This window comes from Arthrobacter sp. 260 (assembly GCF_013116745.1).
Taxonomy (GTDB): domain Bacteria; phylum Actinomycetota; class Actinomycetes; order Actinomycetales; family Micrococcaceae; genus Arthrobacter_D.
Genome location: NZ_JABFOE010000005.1, coordinates 115,311 through 133,707 on the forward strand (window position 1 = coordinate 115,311; position 18,397 = coordinate 133,707).

21 protein-coding genes are annotated in these 18,397 nt (G+C 64.0%); 12 read left to right on the forward strand and 9 right to left on the reverse strand.

Annotated elements, in window-relative coordinates; genetic code table 11:
- The first annotated feature begins 129 nt into the window (after positions 1–129).
- From HMI57_RS07680 to HMI57_RS07705, 6 genes are all read left to right on the forward strand, one after another.
- Positions 130–555 carry a hypothetical protein gene (locus HMI57_RS07680; RefSeq protein WP_171585358.1) on the forward strand — a complete coding sequence of 142 codons (426 nt, stop codon included), beginning with the start codon at positions 130–132 and terminating at the stop codon, positions 553–555.
- The gene (locus HMI57_RS07685) at positions 548–928 is read left to right on the forward strand and encodes a hypothetical protein (RefSeq protein ID WP_171585359.1); all 381 of its coding nucleotides are present in this window, start codon (positions 548–550) and stop codon (positions 926–928) included. Before HMI57_RS07680 ends, HMI57_RS07685 begins: the two co-directional genes overlap by 8 nt.
- 72 nt (positions 929–1,000) lie before the next feature.
- Entirely contained in the window at positions 1,001–1,933 is a 933-nt protein-coding gene (locus tag HMI57_RS07690) for a M23 family metallopeptidase (protein WP_171585360.1), read from the forward strand.
- 2 nt (positions 1,934–1,935) lie between these two features.
- Positions 1,936–2,319 (forward strand): hypothetical protein, encoded by a 384-nt coding sequence (locus HMI57_RS07695; RefSeq protein ID WP_171585361.1) that lies wholly within the window; start codon positions 1,936–1,938, stop codon positions 2,317–2,319.
- A 293-nt stretch (positions 2,320–2,612) separates the two neighbouring features.
- Positions 2,613–2,864 carry a hypothetical protein gene (locus HMI57_RS07700; RefSeq protein WP_171585362.1) on the forward strand — a complete coding sequence of 84 codons (252 nt, stop codon included), beginning with the start codon at positions 2,613–2,615 and terminating at the stop codon, positions 2,862–2,864.
- A gap of 562 nt (positions 2,865–3,426) precedes the next feature.
- Complete coding sequence (locus tag HMI57_RS07705) at positions 3,427–3,717, forward strand: hypothetical protein (RefSeq protein WP_171585363.1); 291 nt, start codon at positions 3,427–3,429, stop codon at positions 3,715–3,717.
- Between the two features lie 272 nt (positions 3,718–3,989).
- Here HMI57_RS07705 and HMI57_RS07710 read toward each other — a convergent pair whose 3' ends face one another.
- On the reverse strand, positions 3,990–4,448 hold the full coding sequence (locus HMI57_RS07710) for a hypothetical protein (RefSeq protein ID WP_171585364.1): 459 nt from the start codon (positions 4,446–4,448) through the stop codon (positions 3,990–3,992).
- Positions 4,449–4,784: 336 nt separating this feature from the next.
- Here HMI57_RS07710 and HMI57_RS07715 point away from each other — a divergent pair, with 336 nt between their 5' ends.
- Both HMI57_RS07715 and HMI57_RS07720 read left to right on the forward strand, forming a co-directional pair.
- Positions 4,785–5,030, forward strand: coding sequence for a helix-turn-helix domain-containing protein (locus HMI57_RS07715; protein ID WP_171585365.1), 246 nt, complete (start codon positions 4,785–4,787; stop codon positions 5,028–5,030).
- A 30-nt stretch (positions 5,031–5,060) separates the two neighbouring features.
- A complete protein-coding gene (locus HMI57_RS07720; protein WP_216607238.1) occupies positions 5,061–5,291 on the forward strand; it encodes a helix-turn-helix domain-containing protein in 231 nt (76 codons plus the stop codon).
- 220 nt (positions 5,292–5,511) lie between these two features.
- Here HMI57_RS07720 and HMI57_RS07725 read toward each other — a convergent pair whose 3' ends face one another.
- From HMI57_RS07725 to HMI57_RS07740, 4 genes are all read right to left on the reverse strand, one after another.
- Positions 5,512–5,712: an AsnC family protein gene (locus HMI57_RS07725; RefSeq protein WP_228720987.1), complete on the reverse strand. Its 201-nt coding sequence runs from the start codon at positions 5,710–5,712 to the stop codon at positions 5,512–5,514.
- Positions 5,713–5,914: 202 nt separating this feature from the next.
- Positions 5,915–8,926 (reverse strand): bifunctional [glutamine synthetase] adenylyltransferase/[glutamine synthetase]-adenylyl-L-tyrosine phosphorylase, encoded by a 3,012-nt coding sequence (locus HMI57_RS07730; protein ID WP_171585367.1) that lies wholly within the window; start codon positions 8,924–8,926, stop codon positions 5,915–5,917.
- Between the two features lie 13 nt (positions 8,927–8,939).
- On the reverse strand, positions 8,940–10,280 hold the full coding sequence (gene glnA / locus HMI57_RS07735; RefSeq protein ID WP_171585368.1) for a type I glutamate--ammonia ligase: 1,341 nt from the start codon (positions 10,278–10,280) through the stop codon (positions 8,940–8,942).
- Positions 10,281–10,403: 123 nt separating this feature from the next.
- On the reverse strand, positions 10,404–12,014 hold the full coding sequence (locus tag HMI57_RS07740; protein WP_171585369.1) for an SLC13 family permease: 1,611 nt from the start codon (positions 12,012–12,014) through the stop codon (positions 10,404–10,406).
- A 109-nt stretch (positions 12,015–12,123) separates the two neighbouring features.
- Between HMI57_RS07740 and panB the strand changes: the two genes are divergently transcribed.
- Entirely contained in the window at positions 12,124–13,008 is an 885-nt protein-coding gene (gene panB / locus HMI57_RS07745; protein ID WP_171585370.1) for a 3-methyl-2-oxobutanoate hydroxymethyltransferase, read from the forward strand.
- 1 nt (position 13,009) lies between these two features.
- Here the strand turns inward: panB and HMI57_RS07750 are convergent, their stop codons facing one another.
- Positions 13,010–13,174, reverse strand: a complete 165-nt coding sequence (locus HMI57_RS07750; RefSeq protein WP_019481305.1) for an SPOR domain-containing protein — start codon at positions 13,172–13,174, stop codon at positions 13,010–13,012.
- A 60-nt stretch (positions 13,175–13,234) separates the two neighbouring features.
- On the opposite strand from HMI57_RS07750, the gene map reads away from it, so the two are divergent.
- The 3 genes from map to HMI57_RS07765 all read left to right on the forward strand — a co-directional run bounded on the left by map (position 13,235) and on the right by HMI57_RS07765 (position 15,776).
- Positions 13,235–14,113 carry a type I methionyl aminopeptidase gene (gene map, locus HMI57_RS07755; protein ID WP_171585371.1) on the forward strand — a complete coding sequence of 293 codons (879 nt, stop codon included), beginning with the start codon at positions 13,235–13,237 and terminating at the stop codon, positions 14,111–14,113.
- A gap of 62 nt (positions 14,114–14,175) precedes the next feature.
- Positions 14,176–15,015: a polyphosphate--glucose phosphotransferase gene (locus HMI57_RS07760; protein ID WP_171585372.1), complete on the forward strand. Its 840-nt coding sequence runs from the start codon at positions 14,176–14,178 to the stop codon at positions 15,013–15,015.
- A 5-nt stretch (positions 15,016–15,020) separates the two neighbouring features.
- Complete coding sequence (locus HMI57_RS07765) at positions 15,021–15,776, forward strand: SDR family oxidoreductase (protein ID WP_171585373.1); 756 nt, start codon at positions 15,021–15,023, stop codon at positions 15,774–15,776.
- Between the two features lie 99 nt (positions 15,777–15,875).
- On the opposite strand, the gene nrdR is transcribed toward HMI57_RS07765, so the two are convergent.
- The 3 genes from nrdR to HMI57_RS07780 all read right to left on the reverse strand — a co-directional run bounded on the left by nrdR (position 15,876) and on the right by HMI57_RS07780 (position 18,336).
- Positions 15,876–16,373 (reverse strand): transcriptional regulator NrdR, encoded by a 498-nt coding sequence (nrdR, locus tag HMI57_RS07770; protein ID WP_171585374.1) that lies wholly within the window; start codon positions 16,371–16,373, stop codon positions 15,876–15,878.
- A 111-nt stretch (positions 16,374–16,484) separates the two neighbouring features.
- Positions 16,485–17,846 carry a histidinol dehydrogenase gene (gene hisD / locus HMI57_RS07775; RefSeq protein ID WP_346655159.1) on the reverse strand — a complete coding sequence of 454 codons (1,362 nt, stop codon included), beginning with the start codon at positions 17,844–17,846 and terminating at the stop codon, positions 16,485–16,487.
- A gap of 94 nt (positions 17,847–17,940) precedes the next feature.
- Positions 17,941–18,336, reverse strand: a complete 396-nt coding sequence (locus HMI57_RS07780; protein ID WP_171585375.1) for a hypothetical protein — start codon at positions 18,334–18,336, stop codon at positions 17,941–17,943.
- Positions 18,337–18,397 lie beyond the last annotated feature (61 nt).

Below are 18,397 nucleotides of genomic sequence, written 5' to 3' on the forward strand. Positions count from 1 at the left end.
TTTACTAATATCCAGCGAGGCGATCACTGAAGCACCCCTAGTGGGTGCCATTTTTATGCCCGATTTGTGCTACCGGCCTGAACCCGGTGACTGCTACCCATCGTTCAACCACTAAGGCAAGGAAGGTCTATGCGCCTGAAACCATACGGCCCGCGAGGGGTGGCGATGCTGTTCCTCGCAGCACTGGCCCTCACGAGAGCCTTCGCTTACCTGCAGCCGAGCTCACCGGCATTCACCCCGTCAATCCTCACCGAGTGGGTCATCCCTATCTGGGTGTGGGGAATCCTCTGGCTCGGCACTGCGATCCACCTGACCATCGCCGCTTGCAGGATGAACCACGCCCTTGCTTTGGCGGCCATCCAATCGATGTCCCTGCTGTGGGCGATCGTCTACATCATCGCCGCCTGGAACCGGGCAATAGTCGATGGACTCTTCATGGCGTCTGGCACGATCATCACCGCGGTCGTCTACATTTGCTTCGCCGGCCTCATCTACTGCCTCTCCAAAATGGTGAACCTCTCCCGCAAGGACTTCGAGGTGAGGGCGCATGGATAGCTGGGGAACGATCATCACCGGGGTCCTCGCCCTCATCGGTGTGGGCCTCGGCACCTGGGCGACCTACAAGCGCGGCAAACAGTCTGACAAAGTCACCGCGACCGTGTCGAGGGAGGCCAACGCGATCACCTGGTCACAACAGCTCCTCGACCGTTTGGAGAACGTAGAGAAGGAAGTCGAGAAGCTCCGCACCGATCTGAACAAGGTCACCCGCACGTTCTCCACGGCGATCAACTTCATTGAGCGGCTCATGCTGTGGGCGATCGATGGGTGCAAGGGCCCAATGCCTGTTGTCCCCAGGACGTTGATTGAGCATCTTGACCCGGGTCTGGTGGATGAGCACCAGCGTCAGCAGTCCCACCCAAAAGCCTGACAGGTCTCACCAGGCACAATCCCAGCTCCGCATAGTCGGAGCATTTTTTATGCCCTCTGAAAGGCGTCCACCATGACTGTCCTAAAGCGCCACCCGGTAGACCGACCATCAATCAGCCAACGCTTCGCCGCCCTCAGCAATCGCGGGAGCCACCTCGGGGTGGACTATCGCCCCGACTACCCAGGGCAAACCGACTTCCCTGTGTACGCGGCGCACGACGGGTATGTGGTGTTCGCGAAAGACGGTCCCCACTCCTACGGCAACCCGTGGGAGCAGATCCCGGGCAATGGCAACAATGGCCGGTCGGTCATCCTGCAAGCAGTGGCACCACACCAAGCGTGCGCCACGTCCTACAACCACCTCGGGAACATTGCCGTCCGAGAGGGCCAGTGGGTCACCGCCGGCACGTTCCTCGGCTACATGGGCTGGTCGGGCTTTGTTATCCCCGCTGACCCGAATGGGACGCACCTACACTTCGAGCTGTTCATCGACTACGGCAACGGCCAGTACCCCGCAGGAACCAGCTACGGACGGGTCAACCCGCTTGACTACTTCGCCATCGAAACCATCGTCCCAGTTGCACCGGGGCCAGGTGGCGGATCCGGCACCACCAAACCGACAACCCCAGCACCCCAGAAACCGAAAGAGTGGTACGAAATGCCAATCCCCCAGACAGACCTCGACAAGATCACCCGCGACCTCCTGCACCAGCAGGTCCCGCTCAACAAGGGCGACAAGGCCTACCCGGCAGGCTTCAGCCTATCCGTGGAGTACCTGCTGTTCGATGCCCGGCGTCTGGCTCAGCAGAACGCGTCCCAGCTCGCATCACAGTCCGCCCAGATCAAGGGACTTATCGGAGCGATTGCCGCCATCTCAAAAGGTGAACCTTTCGATGAAGCCAAGCTCCTCGCCGGGGTGAAGTCCGCGGCCGAGGCCGGTGTGAAGAACGCGGTCGACTCAATCGAGAAGACCGAGACCACGACCGTCACCATTAAGGAAGGCTGACCATGGACGCCCTCGCAACCGTTCTCACGGCCGTCCTGACCATCGTCTCGCCGTTGGCGATCGCCTACCAGAAGAAATCCAGCTGGTCGACGCTGCTTAGGACGGCGGTCCCGATCATCGTCTCCCTGGTCATCGCCCTCGCCTACCTCTGGTACACCGGCGGTATCGTCGCGGGTGAAGACATCATCGCGGTCATCCTCGCGGTCTACGGACTGCAGCAGCTCGCCTACACCACGTTCCTCCGCTGGTGGGCTGGACTCCTGGAGAAGCACAACGACCCTGCGCGACAGGCCGATCAGGCGGCGGTGAGCGAACCTGCCGAGTTCGTGAACCTGGACGCCGATCAGTTGCGTGTACGCGAGGACCCTAGTCGGCCTGACCTGTAGGCATGGGTTTGACGAACTGTTAATGGCCCCCATCACCCCATCAGGGGTGGTGGGGGCCATTTTTCGTCGAGGATCTATGCACTTCGCTTCATCGGAGGCATACTGGTTTTGCGAGGGGGTCGGACGCTTAACCCAGGGTCCCCCGTCGGGGCATGGTGCTGTGACCACCTGCCCACTGGGCGGAGCCGGACGGCCCCAAACAGTTCCGGCTCCGCCCAGCCACCCTCGTCAACAATCTCCGATTCTGGGTAAAATCCTTAAGTCCAAACTGATACGAGCGATCGGGGCAAGTCATGAGTGAGTCCAGCCGCCTTTTACCGGAGGATCCTTTTCCAGAGGATCTCAGCGAGTTAGAGAAGGTTGAGGTCGAGGTGTTAAACAGCCGAGTCCACCGTGAATTAGACGCCGAGTACTTCGAAGACGACGGCCCGCAACCAGCGACACAGGACCGATTAGAAGAGATCCAGGAAGAGCTGGACCGCCGTGACGGGGTCGGACCGCAACGGGAATCCGTTACTCGCGAGACCGGTGAAAGTGTCGCCTAACCGCGCTCCTACTCAACCCACCTGGCTTAGTCGGCCTTTAGGCCTATCTAAAGTCTGGTGTCCGGGTGTACCGTATCCACATCGATAGACACACCATCGTTTTCGGCCGCTATCGTGCGATGGCAGTGTTCGAGGATAGCCCTCATCCCCAGGGGCAGGGGTGAGGGCTTTTCGTCGACTAAACACCTTTTGGGGGCGTTCGGCTGTTCCTTTTCATGTACGTTTCGCCCTATACTTTCGGCAGGCTTACATCCCCCAGACCCCGGGGTGTAAGTCCAAAAAGGGGTTTGAAATACCGCCAAAGTTTAGGCCAGACGCGACCAAACTCTTGCTCTGTACAACCAGCTTTACCCCGGGCATACTGGTGCCCGAGGGGTGGCCATCCGAAGGTGAGCCTGTCCCTTCTGGGTTCGGCGATCCGACCGCTGGACCAGCTGGGCGGGGTCGGTGGCCCCCACAAGCCGGCTCCGCCCAGCCCTCACAAGGCAGACGAAGGTTCGCCTTTTCTTCCTCCCCCGACTGTCAAGGTATTTTGTCGCCAGCCGGGAGTACCCTCCTGGACATGGCGCACAAGTTTCACGGTGACAGCTGGAGCCTCGCCCCCGGCACCCGCAACTGGACCCCACCCCTACAGGTGGAGGAACCAGATCCCGCCGTCGTGCACACCACCGACAAGACAATCCCCCTCTGGGCCGACCTCGCTTACCCCGATGGCCACACAGCGACAGCCAAAGGTTTTGCCCAGGCATGGACACGTGAAGTGGTCCGGATCCAATGGGTCGAGAACAGCCTTCCCCGGTACGCCTGGGTGGCTGTAGGCCAAGTTCGACGACGAACACTGAGTGGGCGGTAAGCTAACGCTTCATGAGCCGATCTCTTTCAACTGAAGAACTTGCCCAACGCTGGGGTCGGCGACAGGCCTGGATTACCGGCGAGGCACGGCGAGGCGGAATCCCTGGAGCATGGAAACTAGGTCACCTATGGCGGTTTTCCCTTCCAGAAATTGAAGCATTCGAAGTAGCGCAGCAAACGCCGAGCATCTTCGCACTCAGTAAAGGTGCAGCGGCACGGCGACGGTAGGACCGATCTTCCCAAACTTCGGATGAGGCATCTGCCGGGAAATCTTCAGGATCGGCAGGTCGCGAAATGGTCCAGCCCCTCGGCTTCTCCTGCGACTGCTGCGCGTTGCCTGATGTGGTCGCGAATGGCCTCCACGTCCTCCTTCGAGAGAGTGATCCTGTTCCGCTCTAGCCGTGTGCAGATGCCTGTTTGTCGGCACAAGCGGCGGAGAGTAGTCGGCTTCAATCCCAGTTCTGGTGCGACATCCTCGGGTGTGCGAAATACTTTTCCGGCCGCCGACGTTTCCATGGACGTTGCAATAGTGGTGCCGCTGTCATGCCTTCTTTGGAGTGTCGCCGGAAGGCCCAGCAGCCAGCCTTCCAAGTCATGGTGAAGGATGATTTGCTCCTCGCAAACGAAGCGTGCGACTAGGATTCCGTCACTCACTTGCTGGTCGATAGTGCGAACACTACAACCACACGCCTCTGCGGCTTCCTCCAGTGTGTAAGCGAGCTTAAATGCCATGCTTGAAATCCTAGGCCGGAAACGTACAAGAGGCAGCGGGCGGGGTTTAGCACCGACACCGTCCGGTAATGCCCGCTGCTACTGAAGACCTACTGATTATGTGACGTATTCACTCGGTAGGGAATCAAACCACGCTTTGAGTTCGTCCGCCCCGATGACTGGTCTGCTGGTTGGGTATCTGGCCACGAGGTTCCCGGCTTTGATGTGCGCTCGGATTACGTTGTGACTTACCCCGTAAGCGGCTGCAGCTTCGGGGATAGTGTAGGCGAGTTTTGAGGTCATATCGACAACCCTAAGGCGACCTCAACGGTGCAGCCAGAGGTAGGCTCACTGAGCATGACTTCACCTTCAGCCAACCTGACCGCAGCAGACATCGCCGAGAGATTGAACGTGGACGTAGAAACGGTTCGTCGTATGTGCCGGACGGGCATATGGTCTGCAACCAGGATCGGCAGGCTCTACCGTTTCACCGAAGACCAGTACCTCAGCATCATTGACCCCAAGCAGGCACCCGGCCCGACACAACAGCGACGGCGAACACAGCAACGCGAGAACATAGACCGGTTGTTCCGCAATCACTAAGCGTCCGATCTCAACAATAGGATCGACGGTATGAGCGAAGAATTGATGCGCGAGCGAAGCGACAAGATTGCGTACAACATCCAAGAAGCTGCGGCCGCGGTCGGCTGCAGCGCTGATACCCTCCGAGCACACATCAAAGCCGGCTACCTTATCGCCCGTTACCCGACATCGCGCCCGGTCATTGTTCGGGAGGAGCTGATAGCTTGGCTGAGTTCCCTGCCGTCGGAGCCTAAGGGGGGTCACGGCCCAGTAAGCCTGTAAGAGGTTTAGTCCGCAGAAAGTCCGCACGAGGTCCAAAACAGGGCTGATCTAGCCAACCACTGACAACGCCGAAAACCCCTAAAACAAGCGGATCTCAGCACCTACCAACACCCTGCAATAACCCCTGGTGAGTTCGAGCTCTACTACGGCGTCTAGTCTCTAGATGGCAGGAGGCCCGCACGGTGTTCCGTGTGGGCCTCCTTTTTGCCCGAAAGCGGGTCTACCGTTTGCCGTACTTCTTGTGCACGGCTTGCCGGCTTACTTCCAGCACTTGCGCGATCACCTCCCAGGAGAAACCCGCCTGACGGGCCTGGCGTACGGCTGCTGTTTCAGCCCGGGCAAGTTCCCTGCGCAACTCTTTGACGGCCCGCAACCGGTTGGCCGGCCCGCCGTCGTCGAGCGATCCAACGAGCGTTTTCATGCGTTCCACCTCCATGCCGTCAACTTTAGTTGACAGATGGGGTGGTGGGCAAGAGAACACGGGCATGGATTGGCTCAGGGTGGTGCAACAATCTCACCGAACACGTTCCATCGGTGGGATTGTCTAGACAGTCCCACTGATCGGGGCCGATGGGTGGGAAAGGTCGACGGCGGCGCACCAGGACCGCTGGGAAACTGGGGCTTCAGTACCCGTAGAAGGCGCGCTCGAAGATGGACCGCGCCCGGCGGGTCAGCCTCAGGTAGTCCTCTTCCAGCCGGGCGCCCATTCCGGGGCCGTACCCACACCAGCGGGCCACCGCTTCCAGATCCCGGCGCGACGACGGCAACAGGTCCGACGCCTTGCCGCTCCAGATCACGTTCGCCGCCCGCACCCGGCTCGACAGGCACCAGCTCTGCCGCAGGGTGGCTACATCCGCCGAGGGAAGCAGATCGGCCGCCTCGATGGCGTCCATCGCGGTGAGGGTGGAGGTGGTTTTCAGGGCGTCGTTCCCGTGGGCGTGCTGCAGCTGAAGCAGCTGCACCAGCCATTCGACGTCGCTCAGGCCGCCCCGGCCCAGTTTGAGGTGCCGCGACGGATCGGCTCCGCGGGGAAGCCGTTCCGACTCCATCCGCGCCTTCAGCCGGCGGATCTCCCGCAGGCTCTGACTCGAAATGGTCTCCGGATACCGGATGGGGTCGATCAGCTCGGTGAACGCCGCGGCCAGGTCGTCACTCCCGGCGACGGGCAACGCGCGCAGCAGTGCCTGTGACTCCCAGACCAGCGACCAGCGTCGGTAATACTCGCGGAAGGACTCCAGTGATCGCACCATCGGACCCTGCTTGCCCTCCGGCCGCAGATCGGCATCGATCTCCAGCACCCGCTCCGCCTGGATGGCAGGGGTGCAGGGCTGCTGCAGCAGCGCAGACAGCTGGCTGACAATCCGTTCGGCCTGGCCCTGCGCGGCTGCCTCATTGGCGCCGGGATGGGCCCGATGCACGTACATGACGTCCGCGTCCGAGCCGTAGGTGATCTCCCGTCCGCCCTGGCGCCCCATCGCGACGACGACGACCTCGGTCAGCGGCGCTTCGTTCGCGAACACCGCTCCCTCGGCCACATGCAGTGCGCCAAGGATGGCTGCCCGGTCAGTGGCGGACAGCGCCGCACCCACCTCGGCCTGGTCCAGCAGGCCGGAGCTGTCAGCAATCGCGATCCGCAGCAGTTCCCGACGGCGGATCAACCGGATCAGGCGCATCGCCTCCCGCGGCTCAGGGTGACGTGACATCTTCGACTGGATCTCGCCCCACTGGGCCTCGAACTCGACCGGGACCAGATCCTTGTCGTTGCCGAGCCACTTGGTCGACTCGGGTGAGACCTCCAGCAGGTCGGCGATGAAGCGGCTGCTGGAGAGGATGTGGCAGAGTCGCTCGGCGGCGGCCTTCGAGTCGCGGAGCATGCCCAGATACCAGTGGGTCTGCCCCAGCCCTTCGCTGAGCCGCCGGAAACCCAGCAGGCCGGCGTCGGGATCCACGCCGTCGGCGAGCCAGCCAAGCAGCACCGGCAGCAGCTGCCGCTGCAGGGCCGAGCGCCGGCTGATCCCGGAGGTGAGGGCCTCGATGTGCCGCATGGCCACCTTCGGGTCCAGGTAGCCCAGGGCTGCGAGGCGGGCCCGGGCCGCCTCCGGGGTGAGCTTGACCTCATCAACGCTGAGATTAGCGGCGGTGTTCAGCAGCGGACGGTAGAAGATGCTCTCGTGGAGTCCCCGCACCAGCCGCTTGGTCTGCTGCCATTGCTCCAGCAGGGCGGCAGCAGCGGGCCGGGTGGTGACCTGCGCACCCTGGGAGGACATGGCGAGGGCGCGGCGTGAGGCGTCGTCCTCGGGCATCAGGTGGGTGCGGCGCATGTTGACCAGCTGGATCCGGTGTTCCAGCACGCGCAGGTACCGGTAGGACTCGTCGAACGCCTTCGCGTCGGAGCGGCCGATATAGCCGGCCGCGCTCAGTGCAGCGATTGCCGACGTAGTGTCGCGGATTCTGATCGACTCTTCCGCTTTCCCGTGCACCAGCTGCAGCAGCTGGACGGTGAATTCGACGTCGCGCAGGCCACCCGGGCCAAGCTTCAGCTGGCGTTCCGCCTCGTGGGAGGGAATGTTGTCGGTGACCCGGCGGCGCATCGCCTGGACCGAGTCGACAAACCCTTCACGCTCCGACGAGTTCCAGACGAGGGGCGCCACTGAGTCCTCATACCGGCGGCCGAGGTCTACGTCGCCAGCGATGGTGCGGGCCTTCAGCAGTGCCTGGAACTCCCAGCTCTGGGCCCACCGTGCGTAATAGGACAGGTGGGAGTCAAGAGTTCTGACGAGGGGACCATCGCGACCCTCCGGACGCAGATTGGCGTCCACCTCCCAGAGGCCCGGTTCGATCCCACTGGACGTGATGGCCCGGGAGATCCCGGTCGCAAGTGACGTCCCGATCTTCACGGCCAGGTCCTCGGCGAGGTCCGGCGCGTCGATCACGTAGATGACGTCGACGTCAGAAATGTAGTTCAGCTCGCCGGCACCGCACTTGCCCATCCCCATCACAGCGAGGCGGACCGAGGCAATATCGGCGACGGAGAAGCTGCTCGCCAGTTCAGCCCGGGAGACGGCCAGCGCTGCCTCGACGGCCGCCGCTGCCAAATCGGCGAGTTCCTGGCCAACGGTGGGCAGGTAGTCCACCGGCGATGCCGAACACAGGTCGCGTACGGCAAGCTCCACCAGGTGGCGGCGGTAGCGGGTGCGCAGGAGGGCGTAGGCTTCCTTCCCGCCCGCCTCAGCCACGGGCGTGCCCGACGACGGGTCGGCACCGACCGCCTCCAGCAGGGAGGACCGGAGCTGCTGAGCGGAAACCCCGCCGGGGGCCCTGCTGGGGCTGACCTTGATGGTGTCGAGGTGCTCGGGCCGGCGCATCAGGAATTCTGCCAGAGCCTCCGACGCCCCGAGCAGGCGGAACAGCGGTTCGCTGCTGGCACCGCCGTCGGCCACCACCGACGCCAACCCTGGTTCAACCGCCAGGAGGCGGACGAGGGACTGCAGGGCAAGATCGGGGTTGGCCGAGCGCGCCAGCCCATCAAACAGGGACCGCTCCGGGATGTCCTTCAATTCAGGCGCATCCAGGAACCGGGTGCTTTTCTCCAGATCGGTGAAGCCCCTGCTGATGAGTTGGCGGTTCAGGCTCATGGTGGGTGCCAGCTTAGAGAATCCCGAGGTTGCGACGCAGTTCGTAGGGCGTGACCTGGATGCGGTAGTCGTGCCACTCGGCGCGCTTGTTCCGCAGGAAATTCTCGTAGACCTGCTCACCGAGAATCCCTGCGACCAGCTCCGAATCCTCCATCACCCGGATGGCGTCGTGGAGGCTCGCTGGCAGCGGGTCGTGACCCATGGCGCGGCGCTCGGTGGCCGTCAGGCTCCACACGTCGTCCTCGGCGCCGGGCGGCAGCTCGTAGCCTTCCTCGATACCCTTCAGACCGGCGCCCAGCAGCACCGAGTAGGCGAGGTAGGGGTTGCTGGCCGAGTCGATGCCGCGGTACTCGATGCGAGCAGACTGGCCCTTGTTCGGCTTGTACAGGGGGACGCGGACCAGTGCAGAACGGTTGTTGTGCCCCCAGGACAGGTAGCTGGGCGCTTCTCCCCCGCCCCAGAGGCGCTTGTAGGAGTTCACGAACTGGTTGGTGACCGCGGTGAACTCGGGCGCGTGCTTGAGGATCCCCGCGATGAATTGGCGGGCCGTCTTGGACAGCTGGAATTCGGCGCCGGCCTCGTAGAAGGCGTTGGCGTCGCCCTCGAAGAGGGAGAAGTGGGTGTGCATGCCGGAGCCGGGGTGGTCGGAGAACGGCTTGGGCATGAAGGTGGCGTAGCTGTTCTGGGTCAGCGCCACCTCCTTGATGATGGTCCTGAAGGTCATGATGTTGTCGGCGGTCTGCAGCGCGTCGGCGTAGCGCAGATCGATCTCGTTCTGCCCTGGCCCGGCTTCGTGGTGGCTGAACTCCACGGAGATCCCCACCGATTCCAGCATCGCGACGGCGGTACGCCGGAAGTCCTGCGCCACCCCGCCCGGGACGTGGTCGAAGTAGCCCGCCTGGTCCACCGGCACGGGCTGGCCGTCCGGACCCAGCTCGTCGGACTTGAGCAGGTAGAACTCGATTTCCGGGTGGGTGTAGCAGGTGAACCCCATGTCAGCGGCTTTCGCCAGGGTCCGCTTCAGCACCCCGCGGGGGTCAGCCGTGGAAGGCATCCCGTCAGGGGTGAGGATGTCGCAGAACATCCTGGACGTCGGTTCCTTCTCCCCGCGCCAGGGCAGGATCTGGAAGGTGGACGGGTCGGGCTGCGCCAGCATGTCCGATTCGAACACCCGCGCCAGGCCTTCGATGGAGGAGCCATCAAAGCCCAGCCCCTCCTCGAAGGCACCTTCCACTTCCGCCGGGGCAAGTGCCACCGACTTCAGTGATCCCACGACGTCGGTGAACCACAGGCGCACAAACCGCACATCGCGTTCCTCGATGGTACGGAGTACAAATTCCTGCTGGCGGTCCATTGCTACCCTCTTTCATGCAGTTGATTGGTGCCCGCGCATCATCACGAGTTCGGGCCACCAGTTCACTCTACTGGGCGGGGTGACTAACGGCAGGATTGTGCCGCTATGCCGGGTGGGTAAGCGTCAGAGCACCAGGCCCAGGGCGAAAGGACCGATCATGACCGTGAAGATCGTGATGAGGATGACGCCCACGATATTGAGGACAATACCGCCGCGCACCATCTCGGAAATCTTCACGTTTCCGGTGGCGTAGACGATCGCGTTCGGAGGCGTACCGACCGGGAGCATAAACGCGCAGGTGGCTGCTAGAGCCGCCGGGATGAGCAGTGTCTGCGGGTCGATCCCGATGCCGATGGCAACGCCGCCGAGGATTGGGATGAAGGTGGCCGCCGTCGCCGTGTTGCTGGTGATTTCTGTCAGCAGCAACACGATCGTCACCACAGCGGCCAACAGCAGCACGATTGGCAACGCGCCGAGCCCGCTGACCTGTTCGCCGAACCAGGCATCGAGTCCGGTCCGTGCAACAGCGCCGGCGAGAGCGAGACCGCCGCCGAACAACAGCAGCACGCCCCAGGGCAGGCCCTCTTCGGCGTCCTTCCAGACCAGGGTCATGTTGCCCTGCTTGTCGGCGGGGATCATGAAAAGTGCAATGCCCGCCGCGATTGCGATCGACGTGTCGTCGAGGGTTCCGAGCCACGGCATGGCCGACTCGATGGCTCCGATGTTCGACAGCAGCCCGGGGAAGATCCAGAGGAAAGCGGCGCTGGCGAAGACGGCGAGGACGGTCTTCTCGCCCTGGCTCATGGTGCCCAGCTTGCTGATCTCAGAGTCGATCAGTTCCTTGCCGCCCGGGATCTCCTTCAGGGAGAACTTGAAAATGACGCGGGTGATAAGCAGCCAGGCGATCCCGATGAAGACGATGACAATCGGGACACCGAGCATCATCCACTGGACGAATCCAACGTCCTCACCAAGTTCGGTGCTGATGTATCCGGCAACGATCGCGTTGGGAGGGCTTCCAAGAAGGGTACCCAGACCACCGATGGTGGCTGCCCAGGCGATCGAAAGGATGAGGGCCACACCGAAGATGCGGACCTCCTTGTCACTGACGACGTCGCTGATGGACTTACCGGCGTCCAGGTCCTTGGCGGTCTGGCCGGTCGGCGTCTTGGACCCGTGGCTGTTCTCGACGACGAGGGTCAGGATACTGAGCGCGATCGGGAGCATCATCAGGGTGGTCGCCGTATTGGAGACCCACATCGAGAGGAAAGCAGTGGAGATCATCAGGCCGAGGATGATCCGGCGTGGATGGGTGCCGACGCGTCGCAGGGTCAGCAACGCGATCCGGCGGTGCAGGTTCCATTTCTGCATCGCGATGGCGATGAGGAAGCCGCCCAGGAACAGGAACACGATCGGGTTGGCGTAGGGTGCCGTGGACTCTGCCACCGTCGCTCCGGAGAGCATCGGCAACAGGACGATCGGCAGCAGCGACGTTACTGACAGCGGAAGAGCCTCAGTCATCCACCAGACGGCCATCAGGCCGGCGATGGCCGCAACGGCGCGGGCCTCGTTGGGAAGATCTGAACCCCCCAGGGCGAAGTAAATCACCAGGGCAATGACAACCCCGAGACCCCGTACCATCCAGAGGCGACCTGCCGACCGGGTCGGCTCGCCCCCGTCGGTTGCGGCGCCCGCCGTCGCTTCGCTCGTAGTTGATTCCGCCTGATGACTCATAAGTGCAGCTCCCTCACGCCGTCGTGTTGTCCATCACAACCTAACATCGTTTCGCCAGCGGATCCTGCCGGCCTACAGGCGAGCAGGGGGTCTGAAGTAGGCTCGGGGTATGACTTCAGCAGATATTCCAGCACCCTACGGCACGGGCGCCCGGGACGCCGACGCCGGTGCGCCAGCCGCTGACGCCACGCCCCGGACACCCGCCCGAATCCGTACCCATCACCTGCAGCAGGCCAAGGCCGAGGGGCGGCGCTTCGCCATGCTCACCGCCTACGACCAGTACGCCGCAGAGATCTTTGACGATGCCGGCATCGAGGTTCTCCTCGTCGGCGATTCGGCCGCCAACAACGTCCTCGGCTACAAGACCACGCTGCCGATCACCGTGGACGAAATGATTATCTTCTCCCGCGCCGTCACGAACGGCGCGCACCGCGCGCTCGTGGTGTGCGACCTGCCGTTCGGGAGCTATGAGGTCTCCCCCGCCCAGGCCATCGAGTCGTCGGTCCGCCTGATGAAGGAGGGCGGGGTGCACGCGGTGAAGATGGAGGGCGGACGGCACTACGCTGACACCGTCCGGGCCCTGTCCGCTGCCGGAATCCCGGTGATGGCCCACATCGGCTTCACCCCGCAGAGCGAGCACGCCCTGGGCGGGTACCGGGTCCAGGGCCGCGGTGACGCCGCCCAGGAACTCATTGACGACGCCGTTGCCCTCGCCGATGCCGGGGCGTTCTGTGTCCTGATGGAGATGGTCCCCGCAGAGGTGGCCGCCGCCGTCGACCGGGCCGTCGGCGTACCCACCATCGGGATCGGCGCCGGTAATGCCACCACCGGGCAGGTACTGGTCTGGCAGGACATGGCAGGGGTCCGCACCGGGCGTCAGCCGAAATTCGTCAAGCAGTTCGCTGATGTGCGGTCAGTCCTGGCGCAGGCCGCAACCACATACGGCGAGGAAGTCCGTAACGGTACCTTCCCCGGACCGGAACACAGCTTCTGAGTTACTGCTCGTCCTCGGCGTCCCACGCCTGGTTGCGCTGCGCCACCTTTTCCAGGGCGCGCTCGGCCTCCGCCCGGGTGGGGTAGGGCCCGATCAGTTTCCGCCAGTCTGACTGTGCGTCCTCTTCGATCTCGTGGGTCTGTACGTTGTACCAGAACTCGGCCATGGGTGTCCTCCTCGATCGTGACTTTCGGCGGGACGCCGTACCGCCTATAAGATCAAGAGTATGCCTCAGCAATCCGTCAGCGCACCCGTTGGAACGCTCGTTCCGGGGACCGTCAGCCCTCAGCTGCCGGTTCCGGCCAGCATTCCCCGCCCCGAGTATGTCGGCCGCAGCGGACCGGCCCCCTTCACGGGGTCCGAGGTCAAGACTCCAGAAACCATCGAAAAGATCCGCCGGGCCAGCCGTCTGGCCGCCCAGGCCATCGTCGAGGTGGGACGCCACATTGAGCCAGGCGTCACCACCGACCAGCTGGACCGGGTGGGCCACCAGTTCCTCGTGGAGAACGGCGCGTACCCCTCCACCCTGGGCTACCGCGGGTTCCCGAAGTCCATCTGTTCCTCGCTGAACGAGGTGATCTGCCACGGCATCCCCGACACCACGGTGGTCAACGACGGCGACATCATCAACATCGACATCACCGCGTACCTGGACGGGGTCCACGGGGATACCAACCACACCTTCCTGGTGGGCGACGTCGACGACGAGTCGCGCCTCCTGGTGGAGCGCACGAAGGAATCCCTGAACCGGGCCATCAAGGCGGTAGCCCCAGGCCGGGAGATCAACGTCATTGGGCGGGCCATCGAGTCTTACGCCCGACGGTTCGGATACGGGGTGGTGCGCGACTTCACCGGGCACGGCGTCGGTGAGGCGTTCCACACCGGCCTCATCATCCCCCACTACGACGCCGCGCCGGCCTACAACCGGATCATCGAACCGGGGATGACGTTCACCATCGAGCCGATGCTCACCCTTGGAACCATCGAGTGGGACATGTGGCCGGATGAATGGACCGTGGTCACCAAGGATCGCCGGCGCACCGCACAGTTTGAGCACACCCTGCTGGTGACCGACAGCGGCGCCGAAGTTCTGACAGTCCCTTAGCCATCGGGTTCCGGCGGCACCCTGCTGCGTCGGCAACCCATGACCTACCCCTGGAGATAAACGTGGGCAAAAGTACCGAGAAGAAGCAGGGTAAGCACCTGCCCAACACCGTCATCGGGATCGACATCGGTGGGACCGGCATCAAGGGCGGCATTGTTGACCTGGTGGCCGGGGAGATTGTGGGTGAGCGATACCGTGTCCCCACCCCACAGCCGTCCACCCCGGAGGCGGTCGCCGAGGTAGTTGCGCAGATCGTCGCGGAACTCTCCACCCGGCCCAACGCACCGGCGGCGGACGTCCCGATCGGTGTCACCTTCCCGGCGATCATCCAGCACGGCATCGCCCGGTCGGCGGCCAACGTTGACCAGAGCTGGGTGAACACCGACGTCGACGGCCTGTTCAGCAAGGTCCTGGGTCGCGACGTTCACGTCATTAACGACGCCGACGCCGCCGGCCTCGCCGAAGTGCGGTACGGCGCAGGCAAGGGAGTCGACGGCACGGTCCTGGTCATCACCCTGGGCACCGGGATCGGCTCCGCGTTCATCTTCGATGGGAAGCTGGTGCCCAACGCTGAACTCGGCCACCTTGAGATTGACGGGTACGACGCCGAGACACGGGCTTCTGCGGTTGCCCGCGAACGCGACGGCATCGATTGGGACGAGTACGCCGTCCGTCTTCAGCGGTACTTCTCCCACGTCGAATTCCTGTTCTCGCCGGAACTGTTCATCGTGGGCGGCGGCATTTCCAAGCGCAGCCAGGAATACCTGCCCGGGCTCAACCTGCGCACCCGCATCATTCCGGCGCAGCTGAAGAACCAGGCCGGCATAGTGGGCGCCGCCCTGCAGGCTGCCCTGCATTTCAAACGTCTCGCGAAGCTGGCAGCGGCCGTCCCCGAGGCCTGATCCCTATGTCTGATCACCGTGGCGTGATCCTGGTGACCGGTGCCAGCCGGGGAATCGGGGCCGCGATCGCGCGGCGCTGCGCCCAAGACGGATACGCGGTTGCCGTGAACTATGCGTCGGACAGTGAAGGCGCGCGACAGACGGTTGCCGCCATTGTTGACGCAGGCGGGACCGCTGAGGCCATCGACGCGGACGTGAGCCTCGCGTCCGACGTCGTCAGGCTGTTCGACCGCGCCGCCGAGCTGGGAATGCTTGCCGCCGTCGTCAATAACGCGGGTATCACCGGCAACCTGATCGGCCCCCTGGCCGAGGTGCCGTCCGAGATCCTCCAGCGGGTGGCCGACGTCAACGTGGTGGGTCCCCTGCTGGTCTGCGGTGAGGCGGTCCGCCGTCTGTCGACCCGGCTCGGCGGCACCGGAGGGCAGATCATCAACATCTCCTCCACGGCGGTGAAGGCGGGCTCCCCCGGCACCTGGGTGCACTATGCGGCGACCAAGGGTGCTGTGGATGTACTGACCGTCGGCCTGGCGTCCGAGGTGGGGCCGGAGGGCGTTCGGGTGAACTGTGTAGCACCGGGGAGTACTCATACCGGCCTGCACGCGGCCGCCGGGATGCCGGACCGCACCGCCAGGCTGAGCCCTGGCATTCCTCTGGGGCGGGCTGCCGAGCCGGAGGAGGTGGCCGCCGCTGTCTCCTGGCTGCTCTCCCCCGAGGCGTCCTACATCACCGGGGCGATCCTGCCGGTGAGCGGCGGGCGCTGACCTGACGTACCAAGCGCAGGACGCCCGGGTCTCTGGGTGAGGAAGTGGTGCCGGTGGCGGCGTCGGCTTCCCCTCCGCAGCCACCACCGGAGCTCTGTGTTACTGCGCGGTCAGCGGCCTCTGGGTGCCGGTGGGGCCCGAGGGGCCCTCGCTGGCCTCGCGGCGCAGTTTCGCGATGGCTGACTCGAAGTCCTCGAGTGAGTCGAATCCCTGGTACACACTGGCAAACCGAAGGTAGGCTACCTGGTCAAGCTTCTGCAGCGGACCGAGGATGGCCAGCCCTACCTCATGGGCGTCGATTTCTGCTGCGCCGCTGGCCCGGATGGATTCCTCGACCTCCTGCGCCAGGAGTGCCAGGTCGTCTTCGGTGACCGGCCTGCCCTGACAGGCTTTTCGGGCACCGTTAATGACCTTGCTGCGGCTGAAAGGTTCACCGACTCCTGAGCGTTTGATTACGCTCAGGCTGGTGGTCTCGACGGTGGTGAACCGCCGGCCACACTCCGGGCACTGGCGGCGGCGCCTGATGGCTGAACCGTCGTCGGCCAACCGGCTGTCGACCACCCGCGAATCGGCGTTACGGCAAAAGGGACAAAACATGCCGCGCCTTTCAATCGGTGATGATCGGTAGCGGGGCCACCGTGTGGAACACCACCATTCTAGAACTAGATATGGGAAAACTACAACAGTGTCATTACTACATGTAGTGGTTTAGGTGAACCGAATGGAGACGGCATCGCCGTGGGCGGGGAGGTCCTCGGCGCCAGCGAGGCTGGTGATGTGCTGGCTGACTTCCGCCAGAGCCGCCCTGTCGTAATTGATCACCTGGACCGCTTTGAGGAAGGTGGTCACATTGAGCCCGGAAGCGAACGTCGCGGTCCCCCCGGTCGGCAGGACGTGGTTGGACCCGGCGCAGTAGTCGCCCAAGCTGACCGGGCTGTACTCGCCCACGAAGACAGCTCCGGCGTTCCGGATCCGCGCTGCGACCGCTGCAGCATCAGCCGTCTGGATTTCCAGGTGTTCGGCCGCATAAGCGTCGCAGACGGCGATCCCGTGTTCGACGTCGTCGACCAGAATGGTGCCGGACTGTCGGCCAGCCAGCGCCTCCCGTACCCGATCGGCATGTTTGGTGGTCGCGATCTGCGCGGCCAGTTGGACGCGGACCCGGGACGCGAGTTCTTCGGAATCGGTGATCAGCACCGACGCGGCCTGCGGATCGTGTTCGGCCTGGCTGATGAGGTCGGCGGCGATCAACCGGGGATCGGCGTCGGCGTCGGCCAGGACGGCAATCTCGGTGGTGCCAGCCTCAGCGTCAATACCGACAGTCCCCTTCAGGAGACGTTTGGCGGTCGCCACAAAAATGTTGCCCGGACCGGTAACCACATCAACGCGTTCCAAGGCGTCCTCTGCGGTGTCACCGTCCACCCCATAGGCGAACGCGGCCACGGCCTGAGCTCCGCCGATCGCGTACACCTCGGCGATGCCGAGCATCTCCGCGGCAGCGAGGATCACCGGGTGCGGGAGCCCACCGAACTCCTTCTGGGGCGGAGAAGCGATAGCGATCGACTGCACTCCTGCAGCCTGCGCGGGCACCACGTTCATCACCACCGAGGACGGGTAGACGGCCAAACCGCCCGGAACATAAAGGCCCACGCGGCGGACAGCTACCCACTTGTGAGTCACGACGGCGCCTGGCGAGATCTCCACCTCGACGTCGCCCGGGACCTGCGCGGCAGCGAAACGGCGAGCGCGGTCGATGGATTCGGCGAGCGCCAGCCGGACGTCCGGGTCAAGGTCGGCGAGGGCACGACTCAGCGCCTCCCGGGGAACCCGAGGGGTGGTCTGCTCAACGCCGTCGAACTTCAGCGCCAACTCCCGCAGCGCGGCAAGGCCACGCTCCCGGACGTCGGCGAGAATCGCGGCGACCGGGGCTTCCACCCCGGAGCCGCCCACCTCGGGGCGTGGCATGACCTCGCTAAGGGCTGCACCAGTGAGCGCACTGCCACGCAAATCGATGGTCCGGAAGTCGGTAAAAGAGTCAGTCGGGGACTGTTGAGCGAGCGAATTGTTCACCCTTCGAGTCTACCGGGCGGTACCAGTTGAGACTCCAACGAACCGTTGATGTGCTTCGGGCTGTCCGTTCCTGGGCCCGGGTCGGGGTGTGTGGTCAGGGAGTCGCTGGCTCGCTCGTCTCGGCGTCCCACCCGCTGGCGCCGTAGTCCACCAGGGGGCGGACCTCGACGCTTCCATAGAGCGGCATGCTCTCTGCGATGGCGAGTGCCCCGGCAAGTTCCGGCACGTCGACGAGATAGAAGCCGCTGATGTGCAGTGTGCCAGCTGTGGGGTCCGGTTGCTCTCGGGGCTCTGGGCCGGCAAGAGACGGCTGGACCATAACCGCCGAGCGCACGGGTTCAAGTTCACCGCTATCCAGGTAGGCACCACCTTCGCGCACCCTGGCCTCGAAATCCATCCACGCCTGGTAATCGGCGTCGCCGCCAAATCCCTCGGCGTAATCCTGCCCTTCGGGCACGTCCTTGGTCCACATCAGCAACAGGTATTTCACGGTACGGAGCCGAGGGGCAGGACCCGGCTCAACCTCCCTCACCGCATTAGACCACAGCCTG

Excerpts from the sequence above, each read along its gene's own strand:
- HMI57_RS07680 (WP_171585358.1), top strand. The coding sequence starts at position 130 with ATGCGCCTGAAACCATACGGCCCGCGAGGGGTGGCGATGCTGTTCCTC.
- HMI57_RS07685 (WP_171585359.1), top strand. The coding sequence starts at position 548 with ATGGATAGCTGGGGAACGATCATCACCGGGGTCCTCGCCCTCATCGGT.
- HMI57_RS07690 (WP_171585360.1), top strand. The coding sequence starts at position 1,001 with ATGACTGTCCTAAAGCGCCACCCGGTAGACCGACCATCAATCAGCCAA.
- HMI57_RS07695 (WP_171585361.1), top strand. The coding sequence starts at position 1,936 with ATGGACGCCCTCGCAACCGTTCTCACGGCCGTCCTGACCATCGTCTCG.
- HMI57_RS07700 (WP_171585362.1), top strand. The coding sequence starts at position 2,613 with ATGAGTGAGTCCAGCCGCCTTTTACCGGAGGATCCTTTTCCAGAGGAT.
- HMI57_RS07705 (WP_171585363.1), top strand. The coding sequence starts at position 3,427 with ATGGCGCACAAGTTTCACGGTGACAGCTGGAGCCTCGCCCCCGGCACC.
- HMI57_RS07710 (WP_171585364.1), bottom strand. The coding sequence starts at position 4,448 with ATGGCATTTAAGCTCGCTTACACACTGGAGGAAGCCGCAGAGGCGTGT.
- HMI57_RS07715 (WP_171585365.1), top strand. The coding sequence starts at position 4,785 with ATGACTTCACCTTCAGCCAACCTGACCGCAGCAGACATCGCCGAGAGA.
- HMI57_RS07720 (WP_216607238.1), top strand. The coding sequence starts at position 5,061 with ATGAGCGAAGAATTGATGCGCGAGCGAAGCGACAAGATTGCGTACAAC.
- HMI57_RS07725 (WP_228720987.1), bottom strand. The coding sequence starts at position 5,712 with ATGAAAACGCTCGTTGGATCGCTCGACGACGGCGGGCCGGCCAACCGG.
- HMI57_RS07730 (WP_171585367.1), bottom strand. The coding sequence starts at position 8,926 with ATGAGCCTGAACCGCCAACTCATCAGCAGGGGCTTCACCGATCTGGAG.
- glnA (WP_171585368.1), bottom strand. The coding sequence starts at position 10,280 with ATGGACCGCCAGCAGGAATTTGTACTCCGTACCATCGAGGAACGCGAT.
- HMI57_RS07740 (WP_171585369.1), bottom strand. The coding sequence starts at position 12,014 with ATGAGTCATCAGGCGGAATCAACTACGAGCGAAGCGACGGCGGGCGCC.
- panB (WP_171585370.1), top strand. The coding sequence starts at position 12,124 with ATGACTTCAGCAGATATTCCAGCACCCTACGGCACGGGCGCCCGGGAC.
- HMI57_RS07750 (WP_019481305.1), bottom strand. The coding sequence starts at position 13,174 with ATGGCCGAGTTCTGGTACAACGTACAGACCCACGAGATCGAAGAGGAC.
- map (WP_171585371.1), top strand. The coding sequence starts at position 13,235 with ATGCCTCAGCAATCCGTCAGCGCACCCGTTGGAACGCTCGTTCCGGGG.
- HMI57_RS07765 (WP_171585373.1), top strand. The coding sequence starts at position 15,021 with ATGTCTGATCACCGTGGCGTGATCCTGGTGACCGGTGCCAGCCGGGGA.
- nrdR (WP_171585374.1), bottom strand. The coding sequence starts at position 16,373 with ATGTTTTGTCCCTTTTGCCGTAACGCCGATTCGCGGGTGGTCGACAGC.